This window comes from Bacteroidota bacterium (assembly GCA_020161395.1).
Lineage (GTDB): Bacteria > Bacteroidota > Ignavibacteria > Ignavibacteriales > Ignavibacteriaceae > UTCHB3.
Window position 1 is genome coordinate 431523 of the sequence record JAIUOE010000002.1, and the last position, 20254, is coordinate 451776.

The 20254-nt window shown below is 41.9% G+C and carries 20 protein-coding genes; 8 read left to right on the forward strand and 12 right to left on the reverse strand.

Annotation, left to right across the window (positions count from 1 at the left end):
- The first annotated feature begins 217 nt into the window (after positions 1-217).
- From LCH52_04410 to LCH52_04440, 7 genes are all read left to right on the forward strand, one after another.
- Positions 218-1462, forward strand: a complete 1245-nt coding sequence (locus LCH52_04410) for a hypothetical protein (protein MCA0387716.1) — start codon at positions 218-220, stop codon at positions 1460-1462.
- Positions 1463-1579: 117 nt separating this feature from the next.
- On the forward strand, positions 1580-2314 hold the full coding sequence (gene truA / locus LCH52_04415; protein ID MCA0387717.1) for a tRNA pseudouridine(38-40) synthase TruA: 735 nt from the start codon (positions 1580-1582) through the stop codon (positions 2312-2314).
- Positions 2315-2316: 2 nt separating this feature from the next.
- Positions 2317-2763, forward strand: a complete 447-nt coding sequence (locus LCH52_04420) for a hypothetical protein (GenBank protein MCA0387718.1) — start codon at positions 2317-2319, stop codon at positions 2761-2763.
- Positions 2764-2769: 6 nt separating this feature from the next.
- On the forward strand, positions 2770-3264 hold the full coding sequence (locus LCH52_04425) for a hypothetical protein (GenBank protein ID MCA0387719.1): 495 nt from the start codon (positions 2770-2772) through the stop codon (positions 3262-3264).
- The gene (locus LCH52_04430) at positions 3264-3854 is read left to right on the forward strand and encodes a hypothetical protein (protein MCA0387720.1); all 591 of its coding nucleotides are present in this window, start codon (positions 3264-3266) and stop codon (positions 3852-3854) included. The genes LCH52_04425 and LCH52_04430 overlap by 1 nt, the downstream gene beginning before the upstream one ends.
- A 14-nt stretch (positions 3855-3868) precedes the next feature.
- Positions 3869-4651, forward strand: coding sequence for an enoyl-CoA hydratase/isomerase family protein (locus LCH52_04435; protein ID MCA0387721.1), 783 nt, complete (start codon positions 3869-3871; stop codon positions 4649-4651).
- Between the two features lie 17 nt (positions 4652-4668).
- Positions 4669-5688: a hypothetical protein gene (locus LCH52_04440; protein MCA0387722.1), complete on the forward strand. Its 1020-nt coding sequence runs from the start codon at positions 4669-4671 to the stop codon at positions 5686-5688.
- Here LCH52_04440 and LCH52_04445 read toward each other — a convergent pair.
- From LCH52_04445 to LCH52_04465, 5 genes are all read right to left on the reverse strand, one after another.
- Positions 5678-7057, reverse strand: a complete 1380-nt coding sequence (locus LCH52_04445) for an insulinase family protein (protein MCA0387723.1) — start codon at positions 7055-7057, stop codon at positions 5678-5680. The two genes, LCH52_04440 and LCH52_04445, sit on opposite strands and share 11 nt — an antisense overlap.
- The gene (locus LCH52_04450) at positions 7054-8319 is read right to left on the reverse strand and encodes an insulinase family protein (GenBank protein ID MCA0387724.1); all 1266 of its coding nucleotides are present in this window, start codon (positions 8317-8319) and stop codon (positions 7054-7056) included. Before LCH52_04450 ends, LCH52_04445 begins: the two co-directional genes overlap by 4 nt.
- A 10-nt stretch (positions 8320-8329) precedes the next feature.
- Positions 8330-9181 carry a signal peptidase I gene (lepB, locus tag LCH52_04455; protein ID MCA0387725.1) on the reverse strand — a complete coding sequence of 284 codons (852 nt, stop codon included), beginning with the start codon at positions 9179-9181 and terminating at the stop codon, positions 8330-8332.
- A 79-nt stretch (positions 9182-9260) separates the two neighbouring features.
- Entirely contained in the window at positions 9261-10718 is a 1458-nt protein-coding gene (gene gatB, locus LCH52_04460; protein MCA0387726.1) for an Asp-tRNA(Asn)/Glu-tRNA(Gln) amidotransferase subunit GatB, read from the reverse strand.
- 3 nt (positions 10719-10721) lie between these two features.
- On the reverse strand, positions 10722-11036 hold the full coding sequence (locus LCH52_04465) for an alpha-glucosidase C-terminal domain-containing protein (GenBank protein ID MCA0387727.1): 315 nt from the start codon (positions 11034-11036) through the stop codon (positions 10722-10724).
- 345 nt (positions 11037-11381) lie between these two features.
- Here LCH52_04465 and LCH52_04470 point away from each other — a divergent pair, with 345 nt between their 5' ends.
- Positions 11382-12878, forward strand: a complete 1497-nt coding sequence (locus tag LCH52_04470; GenBank protein MCA0387728.1) for an AAA family ATPase — start codon at positions 11382-11384, stop codon at positions 12876-12878.
- A 51-nt stretch (positions 12879-12929) separates the two neighbouring features.
- Here LCH52_04470 and LCH52_04475 read toward each other — a convergent pair whose 3' ends face one another.
- The 7 genes from LCH52_04475 to LCH52_04505 form a co-directional block, all read right to left on the reverse strand.
- Positions 12930-14225: a DUF4147 domain-containing protein gene (locus LCH52_04475; GenBank protein MCA0387729.1), complete on the reverse strand. Its 1296-nt coding sequence runs from the start codon at positions 14223-14225 to the stop codon at positions 12930-12932.
- Entirely contained in the window at positions 14212-15330 is a 1119-nt protein-coding gene (locus LCH52_04480) for a response regulator (GenBank protein ID MCA0387730.1), read from the reverse strand. Before LCH52_04480 ends, LCH52_04475 begins: the two co-directional genes overlap by 14 nt.
- Before the next feature lie 219 nt (positions 15331-15549).
- A complete protein-coding gene (locus LCH52_04485) occupies positions 15550-17769 on the reverse strand; it encodes a TonB-dependent receptor (protein ID MCA0387731.1) in 2220 nt (739 codons plus the stop codon).
- A gap of 95 nt (positions 17770-17864) precedes the next feature.
- Entirely contained in the window at positions 17865-18320 is a 456-nt protein-coding gene (locus LCH52_04490; GenBank protein MCA0387732.1) for a hypothetical protein, read from the reverse strand.
- 119 nt (positions 18321-18439) lie between these two features.
- Positions 18440-18808 carry a hypothetical protein gene (locus tag LCH52_04495; GenBank protein ID MCA0387733.1) on the reverse strand — a complete coding sequence of 123 codons (369 nt, stop codon included), beginning with the start codon at positions 18806-18808 and terminating at the stop codon, positions 18440-18442.
- Positions 18789-19109, reverse strand: a complete 321-nt coding sequence (locus LCH52_04500) for a rhodanese-like domain-containing protein (protein ID MCA0387734.1) — start codon at positions 19107-19109, stop codon at positions 18789-18791. The genes LCH52_04495 and LCH52_04500 overlap by 20 nt, the downstream gene beginning before the upstream one ends.
- Positions 19110-19154: 45 nt before the next feature.
- A complete protein-coding gene (locus LCH52_04505; protein MCA0387735.1) occupies positions 19155-20252 on the reverse strand; it encodes a TRAP transporter substrate-binding protein in 1098 nt (365 codons plus the stop codon).
- Between the last annotated feature and the right edge of the window lie 2 nt (positions 20253-20254).

Sequence of the window (20254 nt, forward strand, 5' to 3'; positions counted from 1 at the left end):
TTTTTTGCTTTTTTCCTTGTTATAACATCTTTTAATTTCGCTTTTTTGTTATATTTGCATCGCAATTTTTTATTTACATAATAAACAGTTGCACACAGACTTAACGAAAATTTAAACTATTTGCATATTAAATGAGTAAAGTCTAATTTACATTGAAGCTTTTTTTGCTTTTTGGAAACTTAATTCCATTCAACAATCCACAATAAGGAGTTATTATATGAAACAAGTATTTGCATTTGTTCTTTTAGTTGCATTTCTTGCTACAGTAACCAATGCCCAGTCAGGTTTGGTACCTAAAGAAAAAAGTGGCGGCTACGCCAGAGTACAGGCAATGGGCGGAGAAGGTGGAACAAATCCATTTTTAGTAGACGCTTTTAACATGACAAACAACCCTGCTTTTGCCAAATATTATGGCAATTTCCTTTGGGGTGATATCGGTGCTTCAGCCGCTGCTGCTAATGACGGTGATGGTCAGTTCGCCGGATTCAACTTTGCACTTGACAACAAACTTACACTCGGTGCCATCCTTGCAAGAAACGACTTCAAGGGTGCCGGTATCTCGAGTGTTTCGATGACAAACAGCCTCGTAACCATCCTCAATGGTTTACCAGGAACCGGAAGAAATGCTGTCAACCTCGACAACAACTTCCAGCTTCTCGGTGCTTATGCTCTTTCTGATGCTACAGTTCTTGGTCTTGGTGTTTCCTTCGCTTCCACACAGAACGATTTGACACCTGCTACTGGTACTGCAGACAAATCTTCAGCTTCACAGCTTGGATTAAACCTCGGACTTATTCAGCATTTCTCAAAAGATAACGGTCTTGATTTCTCATTTGCTTTCGTTTCCGGAAGTGCCAAGAATGAAGCTGCCAAGACAAATAAAGTTTCTGCTTCAACCATTGGTATTGGTGCAAGATACTTCCACAACATTGGTAAAGGTTTCTCATTCGTTCCTGTAGCTTCATTCACAACAATGAGCGGAACTGTTGATGTTGCCGGAACCAGCACCGACATGGATTCATACAGCAACCTCGCTATTGGTGCAGGTCTCAACTATACCGCAGGCGACCTTTTCCTCGCTGGTGGTGTTAGCTTCGCTACAGAATCATGGACTGCCAAATCAACATCAACTTCACCTGAACTTACAAGAAACCATATGTGGTTCCCTGTTTGGAATCTTGGTGCAGAATTCAAAGTTACCGAATGGATGAAAGCAAGACTTGGTTACAAAGTTGCTACCAACAAAGACAAAATGGAATCAGCAGCAACCGCAACAACCAAAAATGAAACAGTTGCTACCATGTTCGACAGAACCGGTGTTACACTAGGTCTCGGATTCAAATTCGGTGCCTTCAACCTCGATGCAACAGTTAATGACGAAGTTTTGAGACAAGGTTTCAAAAACCTCTCAACAGGTGCTGTTAATACATTTGGACATATCTCTGCAAGCTACGCTTTCTAAGATATTACTCAAGTTTATTCACCAAGGCTGTCTGAAAAGGCAGCCTTTTTTTATGTTCATTCTGATTAAATTTACTCTCGCTTTTTTTTAAATTTACTCTCCCCTTGTGCAAAATGAATGAATAACTACAAACTTATTATCCAATACGACGGATCAAACTTTAACGGCTGGCAGATTCAAGCCAAGGGTAAAACTGTACAAGGCGAAATCAAAAGAGCTCTTGAAGTCCTTCTTAAACATGAAGTGGTGCTAACAGGCGCCGGCAGAACAGACACGGGTGTGCATGCCCTCGGTCAGGTTGCCAATTTTAAGAGTGAACAAACTCTCGATTTTTATCGATTCAAGCACTCGCTTAATTCGATGCTCCCCTTCACAATAAGAATTAAAAGCATGGAAGAAGTCCCTGAATCTTTCAATTCAAGATTCGATGCTCTGTCAAGATCGTATATCTATTTTATCTCGAACTCCCCTTCCCCATTTAACTACAGATTTGTTTTCAATTACCATTATCCTTTGGATTTGTCACTTTTAAACAATTTATCCCGTCCGTTGACCGGTACGCATGATTTCTCCTCTTTCACTAAATACGCCAAAGACCGTGAAAATTTCGATTGCAACATAAAGACACTAAAATGGACACAGATAAAGGATAATGTAGTTGTCTTCATAGAAGCTGACAGATTTTTGCACGGTATGGTAAGGGCTATAACAGGTACGGTGTTGAGACTGGCAAAAGTAGGCGGAACCGAAAATGACATGAATGACATCCTCAATTCCAAAAACAGGGAAAAAGCGTACGGCTCGGTGCCTGCAAAAGGGCTGTTTCTATACAAAATTAAATATCAGGTATAATATTGCTCACATTCAGAAAATCAGTCACGATCAATTCAGATAAGGAAAAAATATTTAATTTTCACCTTGATACCACAAATATATCTGTGATCTCTCCCCCGTTTCCAAAAGTAATAAAAGTGGAAATGAGCGAAAAGCCACTCATTAAAGGTTCGAGTGTCAGTCTCGAAATCGATTTTCTTTTCTTACGGCAGGAATGGCTGATAAAAATTACAGAGGTAATTCCCGGCAGGCTGATTACTGACCTGCAGGAAAAAGGTCCCTTCAAATTTTGGGAACACAACCACAAATTTTCCGGTGATAACGGTGCCGTTGTAATGTCGGATGAAATTAGATTCCTTCCGCCGTTCGGAATATTTGGGTGGCTTGCTCTTCCTTTTGTATATTTACAACTCTATTTAATGTTTTCTGACAGACATCGAAGAACCAAAAAATATTTTGAGAGGTAACAGAATTTGGATTTTTTCGCAGAGATTCATCCAAAAGCAGTTCACTACCCGGTCGCTTTGCTCAGCATCTATCCGCTGCTTTTAATTATTTACAACTTTTACAAAAATGAGGTTCTTGCAAAATCATCACTTTTGATGCTTGCCGGTGGAATCGCCGGTGTGGTATTTGCCCTCTTCACAGGAAACAGTGCGTTTCAATCTTTTGTGCAGGCAAATTCGTCACACCCTCAAATAAAGATGATTACCGAACTCATAGAAGTTCATGAGGATTTTGCAACAGCACTTACTTTTGTCTTCTCTGCTGCCTTTGTTCTTAATTTTCTCTTTTTCGTAAAAATGTACATCAAAAAGGAAACTGATTCGAAGTTTGTCGTAAATGCACCGCGGATTCTTCTTGCCTTATCGGCACTCGGACTCTATTTCCTTTATAAGACAGCCGAGATCGGCGGAAAACTTGTTTTCGATTATGGTGTCGGCACCAAAAATTTCCATGTGAATTAATGAAAAAACTTACCTTTTTCCTTTTGTTACTTTTATCCTTTAATGCCTTTGCCGGTGATCCGGGTGAAAGCAGAGCGAAGGGCTATTTCTTTGCCCTTGGGGTTGGTCCCCGGGTTCCTTTCGGCAATTTTAGCTCCAAAACCATAATGGGTTACGGATTCAACGCCGAGCTGTCGTATGTGGACAACAAAATAATGCCCTACTTCATCTTTGGAAGAATTGGTTTTGAACAGTTCCCGGGCAGTCAGGACTTCTATCAGGATACAGAATATTCCCATTACAGCATGCAATACCTCCCCCTCTCAGTGGGAGTCAGGCACTACTTCCCGCCGATTCTGAAGAATGTTTTCCTGCTTACCCCTATCGCCGAAGTTTCAGGGTCGATGGTTATCTTTCAGGAACTGCACGATTTTAAACAGGGAATTAATAAAAACGGTTACATCGAAGACGGTGTCCGGTTTGGGGGAAGTGCCGGATTTGGAGTCTCTGCGTTTGTGCTTGAGGCAATGGCATCCTATAACATTTATAACGACAGTCACTTCATTTCGTTTGATTTGAGGGTCAGACTTCCTTTGTTTGTTTCATTCTAATCAGGAAATTTCAAATGAATTACAATTTTCTTCTGTTTTCTCTCGAAAACAATATCGCCACAATTACAATTAACAGGCCGGACAAACTAAACGCCCTCAACGGCGATTTGTTGACCGAATTGGAAAATCTCATCGATCTTGTAAAAGAAAACATTGAGGTCAAAGTGGTTATTATTACGGGTGCCGGTGAGAAGTCATTTGTCGCAGGTGCTGATATTTCCGAGCTGGCAAAACTCTCTGTTTCAGAGGCAAGAAAATTTGCTCTCAAGGGTCAGAGAATTTTTTCCAAAATTGAGACTCTCGGAAAACCCGTTATTGCAGCAGTAAATGGTTTTGCATTGGGTGGCGGCTGTGAACTTGCCCTTGCATGCCATATTCGCTTCGCCTCTGCTAATGCCTTTTTTGGTCAGCCGGAAGTGAACCTTGGCACTATTCCGGGATACGGCGGTACTCAACGGCTCGCCAGACTCGTGAACACCGGAAGAGCTCTTGAAATGATTCTCGGCGGCGACAGAGTCTCAGCTTCCGAAGCCTTTGAAATGGGGCTTGCGAATAAAGTATATGAAAAAGAAGAACTCCTCTACAAGACGATGGAATTCGCCCAAAAACTCGTTCAAAAGCCCGGTCATGCTCTGAATTACGCACTTGGTGCGGTTCTCGCCACTAACGAGCTAAATCTTGATGCCGGACTCGATTTTGAAGCATCCCTATTCGCCTTGAGTGCGGGAACGGGTGACTTTAAGGAAGGGACTTCTGCTTTTCTTGAAAAAAGGAAGCCAGAATTTAAGGGGAATTAATTGCCGGGTTCACACAGTTGATCAAATTTAAACTCGTAATTATCGTTCTTTTGGTGGTTGCCAATATCTTTGTCTTTTTCAATTACAAAGAGGCAAAAACTGCAGAGAAAAAGGTGGTTGAAGAGGCTGTTCCGGTCAAAAAAAGACCACTCTCTCCCTTTATTGTCGATTCTGTTGTAAAGGCAACCCTGACCGAGTTCTCAATCCCCGATTCTTTTTATGTGAAAAGTAAAAAGAAAAAGAAAATCCACAAACTTTTTGTACCGGAAGATTTGCCTCTTCCGACAATTGAAAATATCATATACAACAAGCTGGGTGAATTCGAAGGAAAAGTTAAGGCGGGCTATAGTAAAAAGGAAAAAGGAACTCTCTTTTCGATCCCTTTTAGTGATACTCTGGACTATGCATTTTTGGTACAAAGGAAGAAGGGGTACACCAGACCTTCCCCGGTCATTTCAATTGTAATCAGCGGATACGAAAAATCTGCCGAAGAAACCAAAAAATATCTGAGAGACTACCCTGAGCCATATGTCATTCTGCTGAAACCCACAAAAAGTGTCCAGGTTTTATCGAAAGACTTTGACGATCAGCAGCTCCCCTACGCCGTCCTCGTGGGAAGTGAAGATGCCGATCTCGAATTTCGAATATCAGAAGACCATCCTAAAAAAAGAATTGAAACAACAATATCCGGTCTCATTAACTCATTTCCGAATGCAGCATTCTTCTATGTCGATCATTCCTCGGCTCTTGGCAATTCTGTAATTCTTCCCTTTGTCAAAGAAAAATTTGAATTGAAAAAGAAGCTGCTGATCAAATCGAATATTTTCATTCCTGTAAGTGGAAACGATTCAACGGAGACTGTGAATGCTTTTAATGAAGAATATTCAAAAAACAGGAAGAAACACAATCTCGTATTTATCCTGAAACCTGAGTCAATCATCTGGCTCGAGGGAGAGATAAAAAAACTCCGTAAAAAAGGGGTTAAAATATCAGGAACATTCGAGACAGGCGGACAAACAGCCCCTGCTACTCCCTGATTACTACCATACCTTTGTCATTAACTTCTACCACTCCCCGCATTAACGGTTTGGGGATGGTCTTTACAATTTCCTCCATGTCACCGACAAGCACAATCTGCATGTTTTCGAGCAGCATATATTTGTTGGCGGCAGTAATTGCCTGATCGATGTTTATTTTACCATAGCCTTTTCTGCTGACACTGAAGTAATCAAGAGGCAAATCCCGTTGTACGAGAGACCTTTGCAGCGCAGAGACCATGCCGTAGGTCTCAAACATGAATGTATCACTCCGGGTCGACTGGTTTTTAACAAACTCGAGCTCTTCTTCGGTTATATTCTTTCTGATCAGATTCATTTCTTTCAGGATTTCAATAAGTGCCGCTCCGGTATTTTGTGTATCCACTGAAGTACTTATGATATACTGACCCGAATATTTCATCATGTACATAAATGAGTGAATCCCGTAGGTGAATCCCTTCTCTTCACGCAGGTTCTTAATGAGTCTGCTGTTGAAGTGTCCCCCGAAAATATTGTTTACCAGAGTGAATGCCAGATCATCAACTGAAAGCTTCAGTGGATCCAAAGGAAAACCACCAAGCATTTCTGTTTGTGGAGCATCTTTTCTGTCTAAAATGTAGATCCTGAGATCACGAAGTGAGTAGTCTGTGTCAACCTTTTCGCAATTGTGTACTCCCATTCTCCCTTTAAAGTTTCTCTTTATTGCGTCTTCCACGGTGGACCATTCAAGGTCTGTGACGACTGTAAATACCGGTTTAACGGGTTCAATTCTTTCTGCATGGAAAAAGGTGACATCCGAAAGCGTCATTTCCTCAATCGATTCTTCGGTTGCAGCCTGAGAAGTATAAGCATTAGGTCTCCCCTGCACGATTTTACCAAACAGTCTCCATGCCATCGCCTGTGGCTGGTTTTTAGCCTGCTGGATTGCATTTCTGATCTTGTCTCTCTCCCGTTCAAAATCCTCAAGTTTGAAATGTGGATCGTAAACCACCTCGGACACTATTTTCATCATCAAATCGAGGTCATCGGAGAGTCCGCTGATGCTCACCTCAAAATTGTCACTTCCTGCCATTATACTGAGTGACAGTCCCCTGCTTTCGAGAAGTGCATTAAGCTGCAGAGAATCCCACTCTCCGGCGCCTTCATCGAGAAGTGCCGCAGTAAGTTGTGCAAGCCCCTCTCCGCCAACGGGATCATACTTTGATCCGGCTTCCACAATGAAAGTCACCACGGTTATCGGCAGACCCTCTTTCCTCTGAAATATCACCCTTGAGCCATTCTCGAGGAAATATTCCGGGAATACAGGTGGAACATAGTCATTTTTTATCGCAGGAGCAGGCGCCTTTGATCTGTCCAATGTTTTTATCATTTTCCACCTCCGGGTACAATCAACAATCTGGCATAATTTTCAGTTGTATATTTTAGTGCCACAGCTTTCAATTCATCTGCATCGATGGATTCAATCGTATTCAGGATATTCTCCATCTCATTTGGATTACCTGTGTAAAAATTGTACTCGTTCATTCGCGAAGCAATTGCATTCACACTCTGCATATTATAGATCGCTTGAACTTTATAGTTATATTTAATTCTTTGCATCTCTTCTGCTGAAATTTCGCTGTTCAGCGCTTTGTGCAACTCATCAATTATCTCCTTCTCCATCTCTTCCGGATCAATTCCGGGTTTCACAAGGGCGGTCAGAAGGTTCATACCGTGATATTTCCCGGTGTAGTTGGAAAACTCGATGTTTTGAAGAGACTCATCTGTAAAGACAAACTTTTTGTGCAGACGGGAGTTTTTTGATGAAGTCAGGAAATCGCCTGTCAGAGCAAGAGCTATATCTTCGCGGGTAAATGCAGTTGTTGAAGGCCAGGCAAACATCAGTTTTGGAAGGTAAACTTTGTCGACAAATACTTCTTTTACGGTTTCCCGGAGTGAAAATTCTTCCACTTTTCCGGGTGCAGGTGGAGGGACAGTACCTTTTATTTCACAAAAATATTTGTTTATGAGTTCTTTTGCGTGGTCAATTTCGATATCTCCGCCAACCACAAGAGTGGCATTGGAGGGAGAATAAAATGTGTTAAAAAATTCCCTTACATCATCCAAATCAATCGATAAAATATCGTTCATGTATCCTATTACGGGTCTCCGATAAGGGTGACCTTCAGGATACACAAGTTTCAACAACTTCTCGAAACCAAGACCGTAGGGTGCGTTATCGTACCGTTCCAGTCTTTCGTTTTTTACTACATCTATTTGATTTGAAAGTGTTTCCTGAACAAGTGCTGGCAGGAACCAGCCCATTCTGTCTGATTCGAGCCACAAACCGAGTTCGAGGTGTGTGGATGGTAGTTTGTCGAAATATACTGTCCTGTCGAATGTTGTGTTGGCATTCAGGTTACCGCCGGTCTCCTGAATATAGTGAAAATGTTTCCCTTTCGGAACATTTACAGACCCCTGAAACATCATGTGCTCGAAGAGATGCGCAAGTCCCGATTTACGGTTTCCTTCATTTGCACTGCCGGTTTTGTAAAGCAGGTTGATCGAAACAATCGGATTTTGATTGTCCCTTGAAAGAATTACTTCAAGACCATTGTCCATGAAATATTTCTCATAATTAATGTTAATCATTTTACCCTCATTAGTTGAGTATTTTTAGAATCCTGTCTCCTCTTATTGATCCCAGCAAACGGAAAAGATCGCTGAACGGGATCTTGTTATCCCAGGAGAACAGGACAAAAACCGCCTTGCCAACGATCATATTGCGTGCAACGGGACCCCAAAATCTTGAGTCAGAAGAGTCATCCCTGTTATCACCCATCATGAAATAGTAGTCTTCCTGGAACTCGTACTCATCAACTGCCTTGTCTTTTATAAACACCTGACCGTTGGTTATCTTTACCACTTCCTCACCAAATTCCCTGTTGATGAAGTGCTGCCATCCGATTGCGGACTGAGGCGTAAGTTTTACCTTGGCGCCTTTTTTAGGCACAACAAAAGGACCAAAATTGTCAGGGTTCCAGTTCTCGTAACCCGGGAACATGTATGCAGCAATTCTTGGATCGTTCTGAGAAGCCCCGTACTGAATGTATGGTGGAAGTGGTGCCGGTTTACCGTTTACAAATACTACCTTGCTACGAACGACAAGTGTGTCCCCGGGCAAGCCGATGCATCTTTTTACATACTGAATATTCTCAGGATTCGGTCTGAATTCCCCTTTTTCGCCGGGGAAATCGAAGACAACAATGTCACCTCTGTCAGGGTCTGTAAAGATATCCCAGCGGAAGTGAGGTATTTTAATCTCTGTGTAAGGAATGAATTTCGGTGAATTGATTCCGTAGATGAATTTGTTGACAACAACAAAATCACCCACTAAAATTGTGCTCTCCATCGATGGAGTGGGAATTCGGGTGTTCTGAAAGAAAAATGATATAATAAAGAGTGCTGCAACAAAAGCTTGAAGCAATGACTTCAGCTCTTTTTTTACATTCAAGATTTTTTCTCCAAATTAAAATGTAAATTTACGAAAAGAGGAGTTATTAAGAGGTTGAAAGTTTTGTGACCTTCCGGTTTCAAGCCCGGTTTTTCAGACTTTTAAGCAATATTTCGTTGACGACGGCAGGATTTGCCTTACCCTTGGTTTCCCTCATGATTTTACCCACAAAGAAACCTGCTACTTTTTCCTTACCGCTTAAATACTCCTGTACCTGTGCCGGATTTTCGTCGAGGAGTTTTTCAACCACCTGCTCAAGCTCAGCGGTATTCGATATCTGCATCAAACCCTCTCTCTCCACAATTGTCAGAGGATCCGTCGGTTCCTGCAGCATGAAGGCGAATACTTCCTTGGCAATCTTACCTGATATGACCCCCGAAGTGATGAGATTCACGAGTTCTGCCAGTCGTTTTGGTTCTATGGTGAACCCGGTAAGTAAAATCTTTTCCTCATTGGCAACCTTCAAAGCTTCAGTCATTATCCAGTTGCTAATCTCTTTGTAATTTTGGGTGTATTTTACACATTCTTCAAAGTAATGAGTATAGTCCGGTTGTTGAGTCAGAATTGAGGCATCATATGGAGGAAGATTGAAAACGGTTTCATAGCGAATCCTCTTTGCATCAGGAAGCTCCGGCAGTGATGTTTTTACCCTCTCAAACCAGTCATCGTCTATTTCGAGCGGCATCAAATCCGGGTCAGGGAAATATCTGTAGTCATGGGAATCCTCTTTCGATCTCATCGGGGTTACAATTCCTCTGTCGGCATTCCATAGCAGTGTCTGTTGCACTATTTTTCCGCCATCCTCGAGAATGTCTATCTGTCTTTCAATCTCAAAATTGATTGCCCTTTCAACATTCCGGAACGAGTTCATGTTTTTTACTTCTGTTTTGGTGCCCAGTTTTTGTTCACCGCGCAACCTTACTGAAATGTTGGCATCACATCTCAAAGATCCCTCTTCCATATTGCCATCGCAAATGCCGAGGAAAAGAAGTGTCTGTCGCAGCTTTTTAAGATATGCGGCGGCTTCGGCACCACTTCTCAGATCAGGTTCACTCACAATTTCAATGAGAGGAACTCCACACCTGTTGACATCTACAAGAGTGCTCTCTCCCCTGTCGTGGATTGATTTTCCCGCATCTTCCTCAAGATGAGCTCTTGTTACACCAATCTCCTTTATTGTGCCATCTTCCGACTCGATTTTCACAACACCCCTGCCGACAACAGGAAGCGAGAACTGGGAAATCTGGTATCCTTTTGGCAGATCAGGATAGAAGTAATTTTTTCGGGCGAATATGGAATGGCGGTTCACTTCAGCATCGAGTGCAATCCCGAGCCTGATGGCAAATTCGACAGCCTGCCTGTTTAATACCGGCAGAGTTCCGGGATGTCCGAGACAAACCGGACAGAGATTACTGTTCGGGTTTTCTGAAAAAACCGCTGAACAGCCACAAAATATCTTTGTTTTTGTTTTGAGTTGTGCATGAACCTCCAATCCAATTACAGGTTCATATTTTTCAAGCAGGGAGTGAAATGTCATGCTCTATTTTTTTGAGTAAATGGCATTCCCGTAAGGCGAAAGGGTTAATTTTATCCTGTCCTCGAATTGTTCAGTCTCTCCGGAAAATGCCTCGGTGTAAACTCCCGAGTAATTACCCAACTGAAGTTCAATCGTTTTTTCTTCTCCGGATAAATTGAAACAGGCAAGAACATAACTGTCGTCAGCTTCACGCATAAATGCGATTACCTTACCATCAAGATTCTCGTCGAGTCGAACCAGATCACCACCTTTAATCCCCTTGTATAAAGCAGGATTAACTTTTTTAAGTCGCGAAAGGGTCCTGTAGAGTTCTGTCATTTTATTTTTTCCGTTTTTATTCATCAAATCAAATCTTCGTATTTTTGCTGTTGGAATGTCTGAACTGATATAGCTGTAACATTCCGGCTGAACCTGCGAATCGTTTATTTTGAGCAGATCAGGAACTTAAGGTTTCAAGATACTGTTGTATAATTTATATGGTTTATGCTCAAAAGTAACCTGCTAATTTAACGATATTGGCTAACATAAAAAACAGCTAAAATTAATATTTTTTTTAGTAGGGAATTAATAATTATACCAGAATTAGTAATAAATTTATATCTTTACATTTGAGAATCAGAAAATTTAATTCGCTCTTTATTAATAATAAAACCGTTTATTCAGATGAAAATTTATTTCAGAGAAAACCAGTTAGCCTACTTAAACCAGATTGCTGCGAATACAGTGGGTCATTCCAACTTTACTCTCCTCGTTGGTAAAAGAAAAGTTGGAAAAACCACACTGATAAAACAGTTTCTGAGAGCAAATGCCGGTGCTTACTTTACTATAAGTAACAAATCGTCATTCCTGCAATTACAGGATATTTCAGAGTATCTGAAATCTTATACATTTCCCGACAGTTTCATACCTAATTTCCAAAGTTGGGGTAACTTCTTCGAATTTCTGTTCTATATCGCTCGAAACAGACCTGTTAATATAGTTATTGATGAGTTTCATAACTTTGAATTGATCGAATCTGAAGCTTTTGACGAATTGAGAAGAGCCTGGGACACACACTCGAAAAATTCCATGCTCAACCTGATCGTTGTCACTTCAAATATCGATTTTATGAAAAGAAAATTTGAGGGTGAAGACAGCCCGTTGTTCCGGATTAACAATCACTTTATCAAACTTACTCCTTTCCGCCTCTCCGATGTGATTGTTATTTTCAGAATGAACAATTCGAAATTGTCAACGAATCAAATTATCGACCTTTACACTATTTTTGGCGGTCTCCCAAAGTATTACTTTCTTATAGAGAGGCACCACCTGTGGAACAAAGACCTTGAGACCATTTTGAAGGAACTGGTATTTGTCGATTTTGCACCTCTCGCCTACGAATTGAAGGAATTGCTTATCAATGACTTCACAAGAGGCAACAAAATATATCTCTCAATCCTGCAGGCAATTGCCGCCGGCTTCACAAAGATGTCTGATATTGCAAAAACCGTAAACATTCCGGTTACCAATCTGACAAAATATCTTTATGAACTCGAAAAGAAAAAGAGACTTATCGAGAGACAGCTCCCCGTGAACACGAGTGATGATGCAAAATCTAAATTCGGAAGATATTTTATCAGAAATTATTTTGAAAATTTCTGGTTCAGATTTATCCAGCCCGACATTATCAATTTTGAAATGGGCGAATACGACAAGATGCTTGTTACCATCAGTGACAAACTGGGTGAATATGTAAACAGCAGACTCGGAATATTCGTGAGAGAAATCTTTCACGACTATCAGAAAAGCCCTTACATACAGTATCTCTTCCCGTTCGAAATCACGAGCGTTGGTTCTGTTTGGAACAGAAGAGACACAATTGAAATTGTGGTGGTAAGCGAATCTGCCCGTGCCGTACTTTACGCAAACCTGGTTCTTCAGGATGAACCGTTGAACAAGTATGATGTAAATCTCGCTTCAACGCAGTTCTTCAAATTCAAAAACCTCTATTCCAACTATTCGAAAAGGTATCTTTTGATTACGAAGAATGGTCTGGATGAGGGTGCTGAAGCATTCTGTAAACAGAAAAACATTTCAACAATCGACATAAATGTATTCTTTGATGCTCTCGTCAGCGACACAGTTGATGCAGATGCACAGATAATCGAAATTGTCCTTTGATTAACTGATTCCCCCGTATTTTGAAGCTGCCCTGACCCGGCAGCTTTTTTTTTATTCCAACTCTCCGTATATCAGAATGTCTGTCAGATTCACCCCTGTATGTCCCGTCCTGACTGCAGATCCTGTCCTTGCAATCCACTCACCGGAATTGCTGGAATTAAGATAACGGTCAAAATCAAGACCTTCTTTCAAACTCTCCGGAAAAGTGTCGCCATCGATAACAGCTCCGGCAAAAGAGGTCGTGCCATCTTTACCATCTGTACCAGCGGCAAGAAGCACCGCTTCCCTTCCGGCTATGAGTCTTGAAAACCTCATGGCGAACTCGCATGCCCTTCCCCCGGTTCCCTCTCCTTTTACTGTCACACCCGGTTCAGCTCCGGCTATGATCAGAAAAGGCAATCCTGAGATTCTCCGCCTCTCTTTTGTTATCCTGCACTTTTCAAAGAAAGCAGTAGCCGCCTCTTCAACATTGCCTGTTAGAGGATCGTCGCAGACCACAAATTCCATCTTCGATTCTGATGCAAAATCTGCCAGAGTATGAAGAAATTTTCTGTTCGAATCGATGATCCTTGTTTCAGGGATGAATTTTGATTTTTGGATGGATGCATCTGTTTTTTGAAGAGTTTTTAATATCCGGTCGATAAATCCGGCATCGGTATCATCCGAAAACCTTTGCAGAATATCTCTTGTCTTTCCGGTATCTGCCTCGGAAGGAACCAGCATCCCCGACCCGATAACCCTCACATCATCGGACAATACATCCGAAATAATGAGATTAAGAATATGTTCTGTATTAATAAAATTGAGCAATCCCCCGCCCTTTATTTTTGAAACAGAAGTCCTGACCTCGTTCAAGTTTTCAATTTCGATCCCCCCGTTCATCAAAATCGCTGTGAGCCGGCGTTTATCTTCAAGAGTTATACCATCCACCGGTGCAACGGCCATTGCTGAGGTGCCACCCGACAGAAGGTAGATTAAGAGGGAATCAGGCGGGACGGTTCTACAAAACCCGATCAGTCTTTCACCGGCAAAAAGACTTCTTTCATCAGGAAGAGGATGTGATGAAACCAGAATTTCGAAGGGGGGAATTTCCTGCGGTTCGTCTGAATTGGTGATTATCAGTCCTCGTGAAACTCTGTCACCAAAAAATCTGAGGGCACCTTTGGCCATGTCAACAGCAGATTTTCCCGTCGCGACTATTTCAACACTCTTGTAATCCTTAAGCTTCGAATGGTGTTCCCTAAGAGCATTATAAACGATTACAGAAGGATTGTGAGAGACTAACGCCTCCCGGAATATTCTTTCGACCTCCTGCTTCAAAGCAGCCGTTTTACTATACGCGCTCAAGCATTTTCTTTCGAATATTCTCCAGAGTTCCTGTTGCCTCGGTCGTCATTTTAATTATCTTCTCAAGAATCAATGACTGACCGTGCTTGTTAATATCAGGCTTTTGAAGATTCAGATGAAATTTCTCCATCAGCGGAATAATCTTTTTTAATCCCATGTATGAAAGAACGGGTTGAAACTTGTGGCACAATTCTCTGGCCCTTTTAATGTCATCATTCCCAAGGGAAGATTCCAACTCACGAAGTAAAGGTCCGGAATTTTCGAGAAAACTCTTGACAATATCTGAAGCAAAAAGAATGTCATTATTAGATACTTCCTTCAGGTATGTAAGATCGACAAGCTCATCAACAATAAAGATATCATCATCTGATCCGTTGTTAATGAATTCAAAACGGGGTTCTTCAAACAGAAAGGATTGGACAGCAGCAATCAGTTCCTTTGAAACAATCGGCTTTCCTATGTAACCATTCATGCCTGATTCAGCCACCCTTGCTTCACTTTCAGACCTCAACGCTGCCGTCAATGCTATTACCGGAGTGCGACTTTTCGGTTCCGGAAACATGTCCCTGATTCTTCTGGTGGCTTCGTAACCATCCATAACCGGCATCGATATGTCCATTAAAATCAAATCATAATCGTTTGCAGCTACTTTTTCTATCGCCTCCTCACCATTCCAGGCATGATCGAGAAGCAGATCGAGGTTTGACAGAATGCTTTCCACCACTTTCTTGTTAATTTCATTATCCTCCACAAGAAGTACCTTTTTCCTTCCCTTCGATTCCTCTGACAGGTTTCCTTTTTCCCGGTCAGAATCTGAGTTTTTCAGATTTTTCGAACCCGAAACCGCCTCCTTCGTAATTGAAACCTGAATCACTCCCCTGTAGAGGTCTTCATCGATCGACAGAATAAAAAACTCAAATCCTGTACCGTCAATTTCTTTGTAAAAACGCAGCGAGCCGGCTCTTAGTGATGATTTTATCCAGTCACAAAAATAACCTGTGAAACTGTCTGTTTCACCATCGGGAAATTGAATATCATCATCGAAAATGAATTTGTGAATGGAAGGAAAGTAGCTGAATCTTGCTGTTGAAATGACTTGTTGCATTCTGCTTCTCTATCTTTGGAGCAAATAATAATCTTGAGGGTAAAGATAAAAAAAAGGCTGCTAAAAAGCAGCCTTTTGGGGGGAGTTTCGTATGTTAAACACTAGCAGGGAATCATGTTTAACTACGATGTAAACTTAAGGGTCAATGGGCATTTAATCAATCAAGTTTCGATAAACAGCCCTTTTTACTCGACAAACACCCTTTTTTACTCGATAAGATTAGAAAAAATAGTATTTCAAGGTTGTCCTTAAATTCCTCCCGGTCTCAGGCATTATACTTTTTACCCTCGAAAGGTGATTTCTGTACTCCGCATCGAAAATATTATCGATGCCGATAGATAAAAGTCCGGTAAATCTTCCAATGGAAAATGACCTGTGGAAGTTGGTGTTTACAGAGATGTAACCGGCAGTTGGTGTCTCAAATGTATCTGTCTCCTCCTGTGCAGCAGCAATTTCAGCAGAGAGCTCAAGCGTTGTGGCTTCAAACATTTTATAACTCGCCTCAAGGTAAAGTTTTGCGGGGGGAATCTGTGGCAGTTTCCCGCCATCAGCCATCTCTCCCCGGGTAAAACTTGCTTTCACTAAAAAAGTAAAGGAAGGGGAATATTTTAATTCAGACTGAAACTCCACACCTGAGATTTTAGCAGAAACACCCTGGGTGGTATACACGGGAAGAAATGTCTGGTAGTTTATTCTCCCTGTGTTCCTTGGAATTATGAAGTCAGCAAGGTTGTAGTAATAAATATTTACGAGTGTGTAAAAATTATCGAGCTTATAATAGGAGAAGAGTTCTATCCCCGCCCCTGCTTCAGAGGCAAGATCAGGGTTGCCGGTTTCATATGAATAAGCTGCCAGATGTGGTCCTTCGGAAAACAACTCTTCGATAGTGGGAACCCGGGATGACCTGCTAAGGTTAACACCAGCAAACAATTCGTCCGTTATTCCGTAAATCCCCGACAATGCAAGCGAATATGTAACGAAATCCCTCTCCCTGATGTCACCGATGTCGGCTTTTTTAGCCTTTTCCGGTGAGATAATGTCATAGTTAACCCTCCCTCCAAATTCAATGCTAAGCCCGTTATAATTGAAAGGCTGCCAAAAATAGAACGAAAGGTTCTTCGATTGTGATTTTGGAGTAAAGACAAATCCGCCGGTTTCAAAGTCCCGGTACTGCCCAGAGGCACCTATCACTCCGTCCTCATTGAACCCAAAAAGGTGATGCTCAAAATTCATGAACCCGGTGTAGTCTGTTATACTGAATTCAGCGCCAATCAGGTCGTTCCTTTCATATTCCTTGTGCCTGTAAAACGATCTGTTCACATGAAAGGTGGCATTGTGAATCAGTGATGAATTTACATTGAAGGAGGCTTTTGCCGAGTAAACATTTCTGAAAATTGATATCCGAACCCCGTTCGGATGAGCACCAACAAAACCTCCGGGTATGCCGTAATCCATTTCCATGCTCCGGTATGAGTAACCCGCATATCCAAAATCACCAAGATATGATGCTCCCAGAGACATTCCGGTGGCATCGGAAAATGAGTTTTTAAGGTTTCCGGCAGGTGTTCTCAAGTCACCTGACTTTCTTGAAGTGATGCTCCCTTTAACTACCATGCTCCCGAATCCGTACTCGGCATTCCCCCCAAACAAAAGTCCGTTGTTGGCACTTTCGTAATACGACCCTGCAGTGCCGGAGAATCCATCTGACTTTTCCACCGGAATGTCATGCCTGATAACATTCACCACACCACCGATCGTGACGGGAGAAAAAATAATTGTTCTCGGTCCCCTTATGATGTCTGCTCTTGTTATGGAGAAAGGTTCAATTGTAAGGGCATGATCGGGTGAAGTGGCACTCAAGTCCGTGGTTTTTACCCCGTCTTCTGCAAAAAGTATTCTGTCACCACCAAGACCCCTTATCACGGGACGGGCAGGTGCAGGTCCCATTGAACGAATTGCCAATCCTGCTTCATTTTTCAGGGTAGCAGCGAGTGTAAGTCCCAGATTTTTCTGCAAATCAACCCCCTCAACAGAACCTTTCAGGTTGTCAATCTCTTCAAATTTTGAATGAGAATGATTGCCCGTGACAAGCACGGTTCCAAGCTCGAGATTCTTCGGGATCAGATATACCAGCAGATTGAAAGGTATACCATTGTCGGGGGTGGTATGAAATGTATATGTAGAATAACTGATGTGAGTAATGTGAATCACAGACTTTCTATTTTCCGGGAGCATGATCTCAAAAAAACCGTCTTCATCAGATATCACGCCTGACTTCATTCCTTCTACACTCACAGAAGCGGCGGATACCGGCTCCTTGTTGTATGAGTCCAGTATTTTTCCCGTCACCGTTATCATTTTCATCGATTGTCCCGAAACCTGACTGACATAACCCGCAGTAAAAAGGAGAACTAAAAAAATAATGCTGTTAATTTTCATGTTAAATCTAAGAGAGTCTATCAAAATTTTATATTAAAGTGTTGAATTAATTAAACCTGATAAACTCCCTTTTTAGTAATGTTGTTAAATCAGTTCTATTGAACAATCACTTTAATATTTCCTGAGCGAAAATCGTTGTGTCCTTCATGCGTAAGATAAAACTCAACGGTAGTCATTCCTGCCTTTTTTCCGCGGAAATGAATCTCATATTTTGCATCCGGTTCATCCTGATGCTGCCATATTTCCACTAATGAGGTGTCTGCAAAACTCCAGTTCAGTTTCTTCGCAGCATCTGCCGGTGGATTGATTATGTTTTTATTCGCATCAAAGAATCTTACATTCATGTGATCTGTGGAGTTACCGAGAGGTACTTTTATCGTATCGGTGGAAACACCTCTGAAAATGGATGCCACCGGAATACCTGAGGTGGAAAAATATACTCCCTCCGCTGCAAAATGCTCTTCCTGCGGTACAAGTACATTGTCTTCTTTTTTACATCCGGAATAAAGACCAAGCATGGCAATAACAGCCGTAAAAAGTAATTTTTTCATTTAATTTCTCTTTAGTTATGTTAATAATACAATCACACAATGTCCCGGCATCCATTATGTTTGAAAATGGCAGGACAGAACAAGACTGTGATTGGTGTTCAAAATAGCTTAGGGGAAAACTAAAGAGCCGGAGGTCCTCTGAGAGGCGAGATGTTAAATTTTTGACCGCATACTTCATCCTGCTGCCCGGTCTTTACAGGAAGCGACAGCTTTTGGAAATGATCAGTCGAGAATTTACTTTCTGTAAGTGCCGGATTTCCTGCAAACAGCAGGAGCAGACATTCGGAAGCAATTACTGATGAGTGATGTGTAATTCCATTGTGGTGATTTTCAATGAAGACAGGATGGGAAAACCAGTTCTCCTCCATCCCGTGTCTGTGAAACACGGATGTCAGCATCACTGCCAGGTAAAGCAGGAGGACGAGACTGTTTTTCTTTCTGTCAGGCATTTTCTTCAATCCGTCCGGATTATCCTTTTTCTGTTTCAAAACGCCAGCCTAAGATACCACTGTCAAGGTTATAGACTTTAGTAAATCCGTTTTGACCCATGAACAGACCTGCATGAAAACTTCGGCTGCCACTTCTGCAGTAGAGGTAATAGCTCTTTTCCCTGTCGAGTTCAAGAATCTCCTGCTGAAATGAGGGAGAATAGATATCAATATTTAAGGAATTCGGGATTCTCTTTTCACTGTTTTCTTCCGGGGTCCTGACATCAATCAATACTGCATCAGGATCGTTTTTGTAACCGTCCAGAAATTCGGACGGAGAAAGATTTTTTACTACTAACATTTATCTCTTCACATGGTTTATATCAGATAACAAATTAACCGTTACTTATACTTTATAGTTCCTTTCGGTCAACTCATAAAGTGTAGAGGTTAGATTCTGATATTTCCGATAAGATTCATAGATTTTTTTACTTGCAGGTTCTGCCTCTGTCATTTCAGAAATCACTTCTGCTGTCTTCTCTTTCAGTTTCTGTAATACTTCATCCGGGAATTGTACCAGTTTCACTTCGGGATCATTTTTGATAAGCTGAAGACTTTCTGCATTTTTGGCAACCATTTCAGCCGTGATCATGGTATCTATATACCCTGCTGCACCCTTCAAAATCGCCTTCAGATCATCAGCGAGGGAATCGAATGCCTTTTTGTTTATCATAAATTCGGTTGCTCCCGCGGGCTCCTGCCATCCGGGATAATAGTAGTATTTCGCAATTCTCTGAAATCCCATTTTATAATCGTGAAAAGGACCCACCCATTCGAGTGCGTCGAGTACTCCCCTTTCAAGATTTGTGTAAAGCTCTCCTCCCGGGAACAGCAGTGCACTTGCTCCCATCTTCGCCATTACCTTACCACCAATTCCCGGTATCCTCATCTTTAGGCCGTTAAAATCATCAACACTTTTTATCTCTTTCCGGAACCAGCCACCCATCTGACCGCTCGTGTTACCTCCGGGCATCGGGATGATCCCGTGCTTCGCATACAATTCTTCCCAAAGTTGCATGCCACCACCAAAATGGAGCCATGCAGAAAACTGCGGAGCATTCATTCCGTATGGCAGTCCTGTAAAGAAAATTGCCGAGGGCTCTTTCCCTGCCCAGTAGTAGGAGGCACTGTGAACCATCTCCACATTTCCCTGCTTCACAGCATCAAAACTCTCCATTGCAGGAACGAGCTCACCACCACCGTACACCTTAATCTTGAGCCTTCCCCCTGACATCTGATCGACAAGCTGTGAAAAGAGCGTCATCATCTCACCGTAAACGGGGAAATTGGGGGGCCATGTGGTAGCCATTTTCCACTTGATACTTTTTCCGGAAAAACCGTCGGCTTTGTTGTTTTTTCTCATACAGGAGGAGAAAAAGGCAGGAAATGCAGCGGCAGTACCGACAAGTGCCGCCTTCTTAATGAAATCTCTTCTTTTGCTCATAT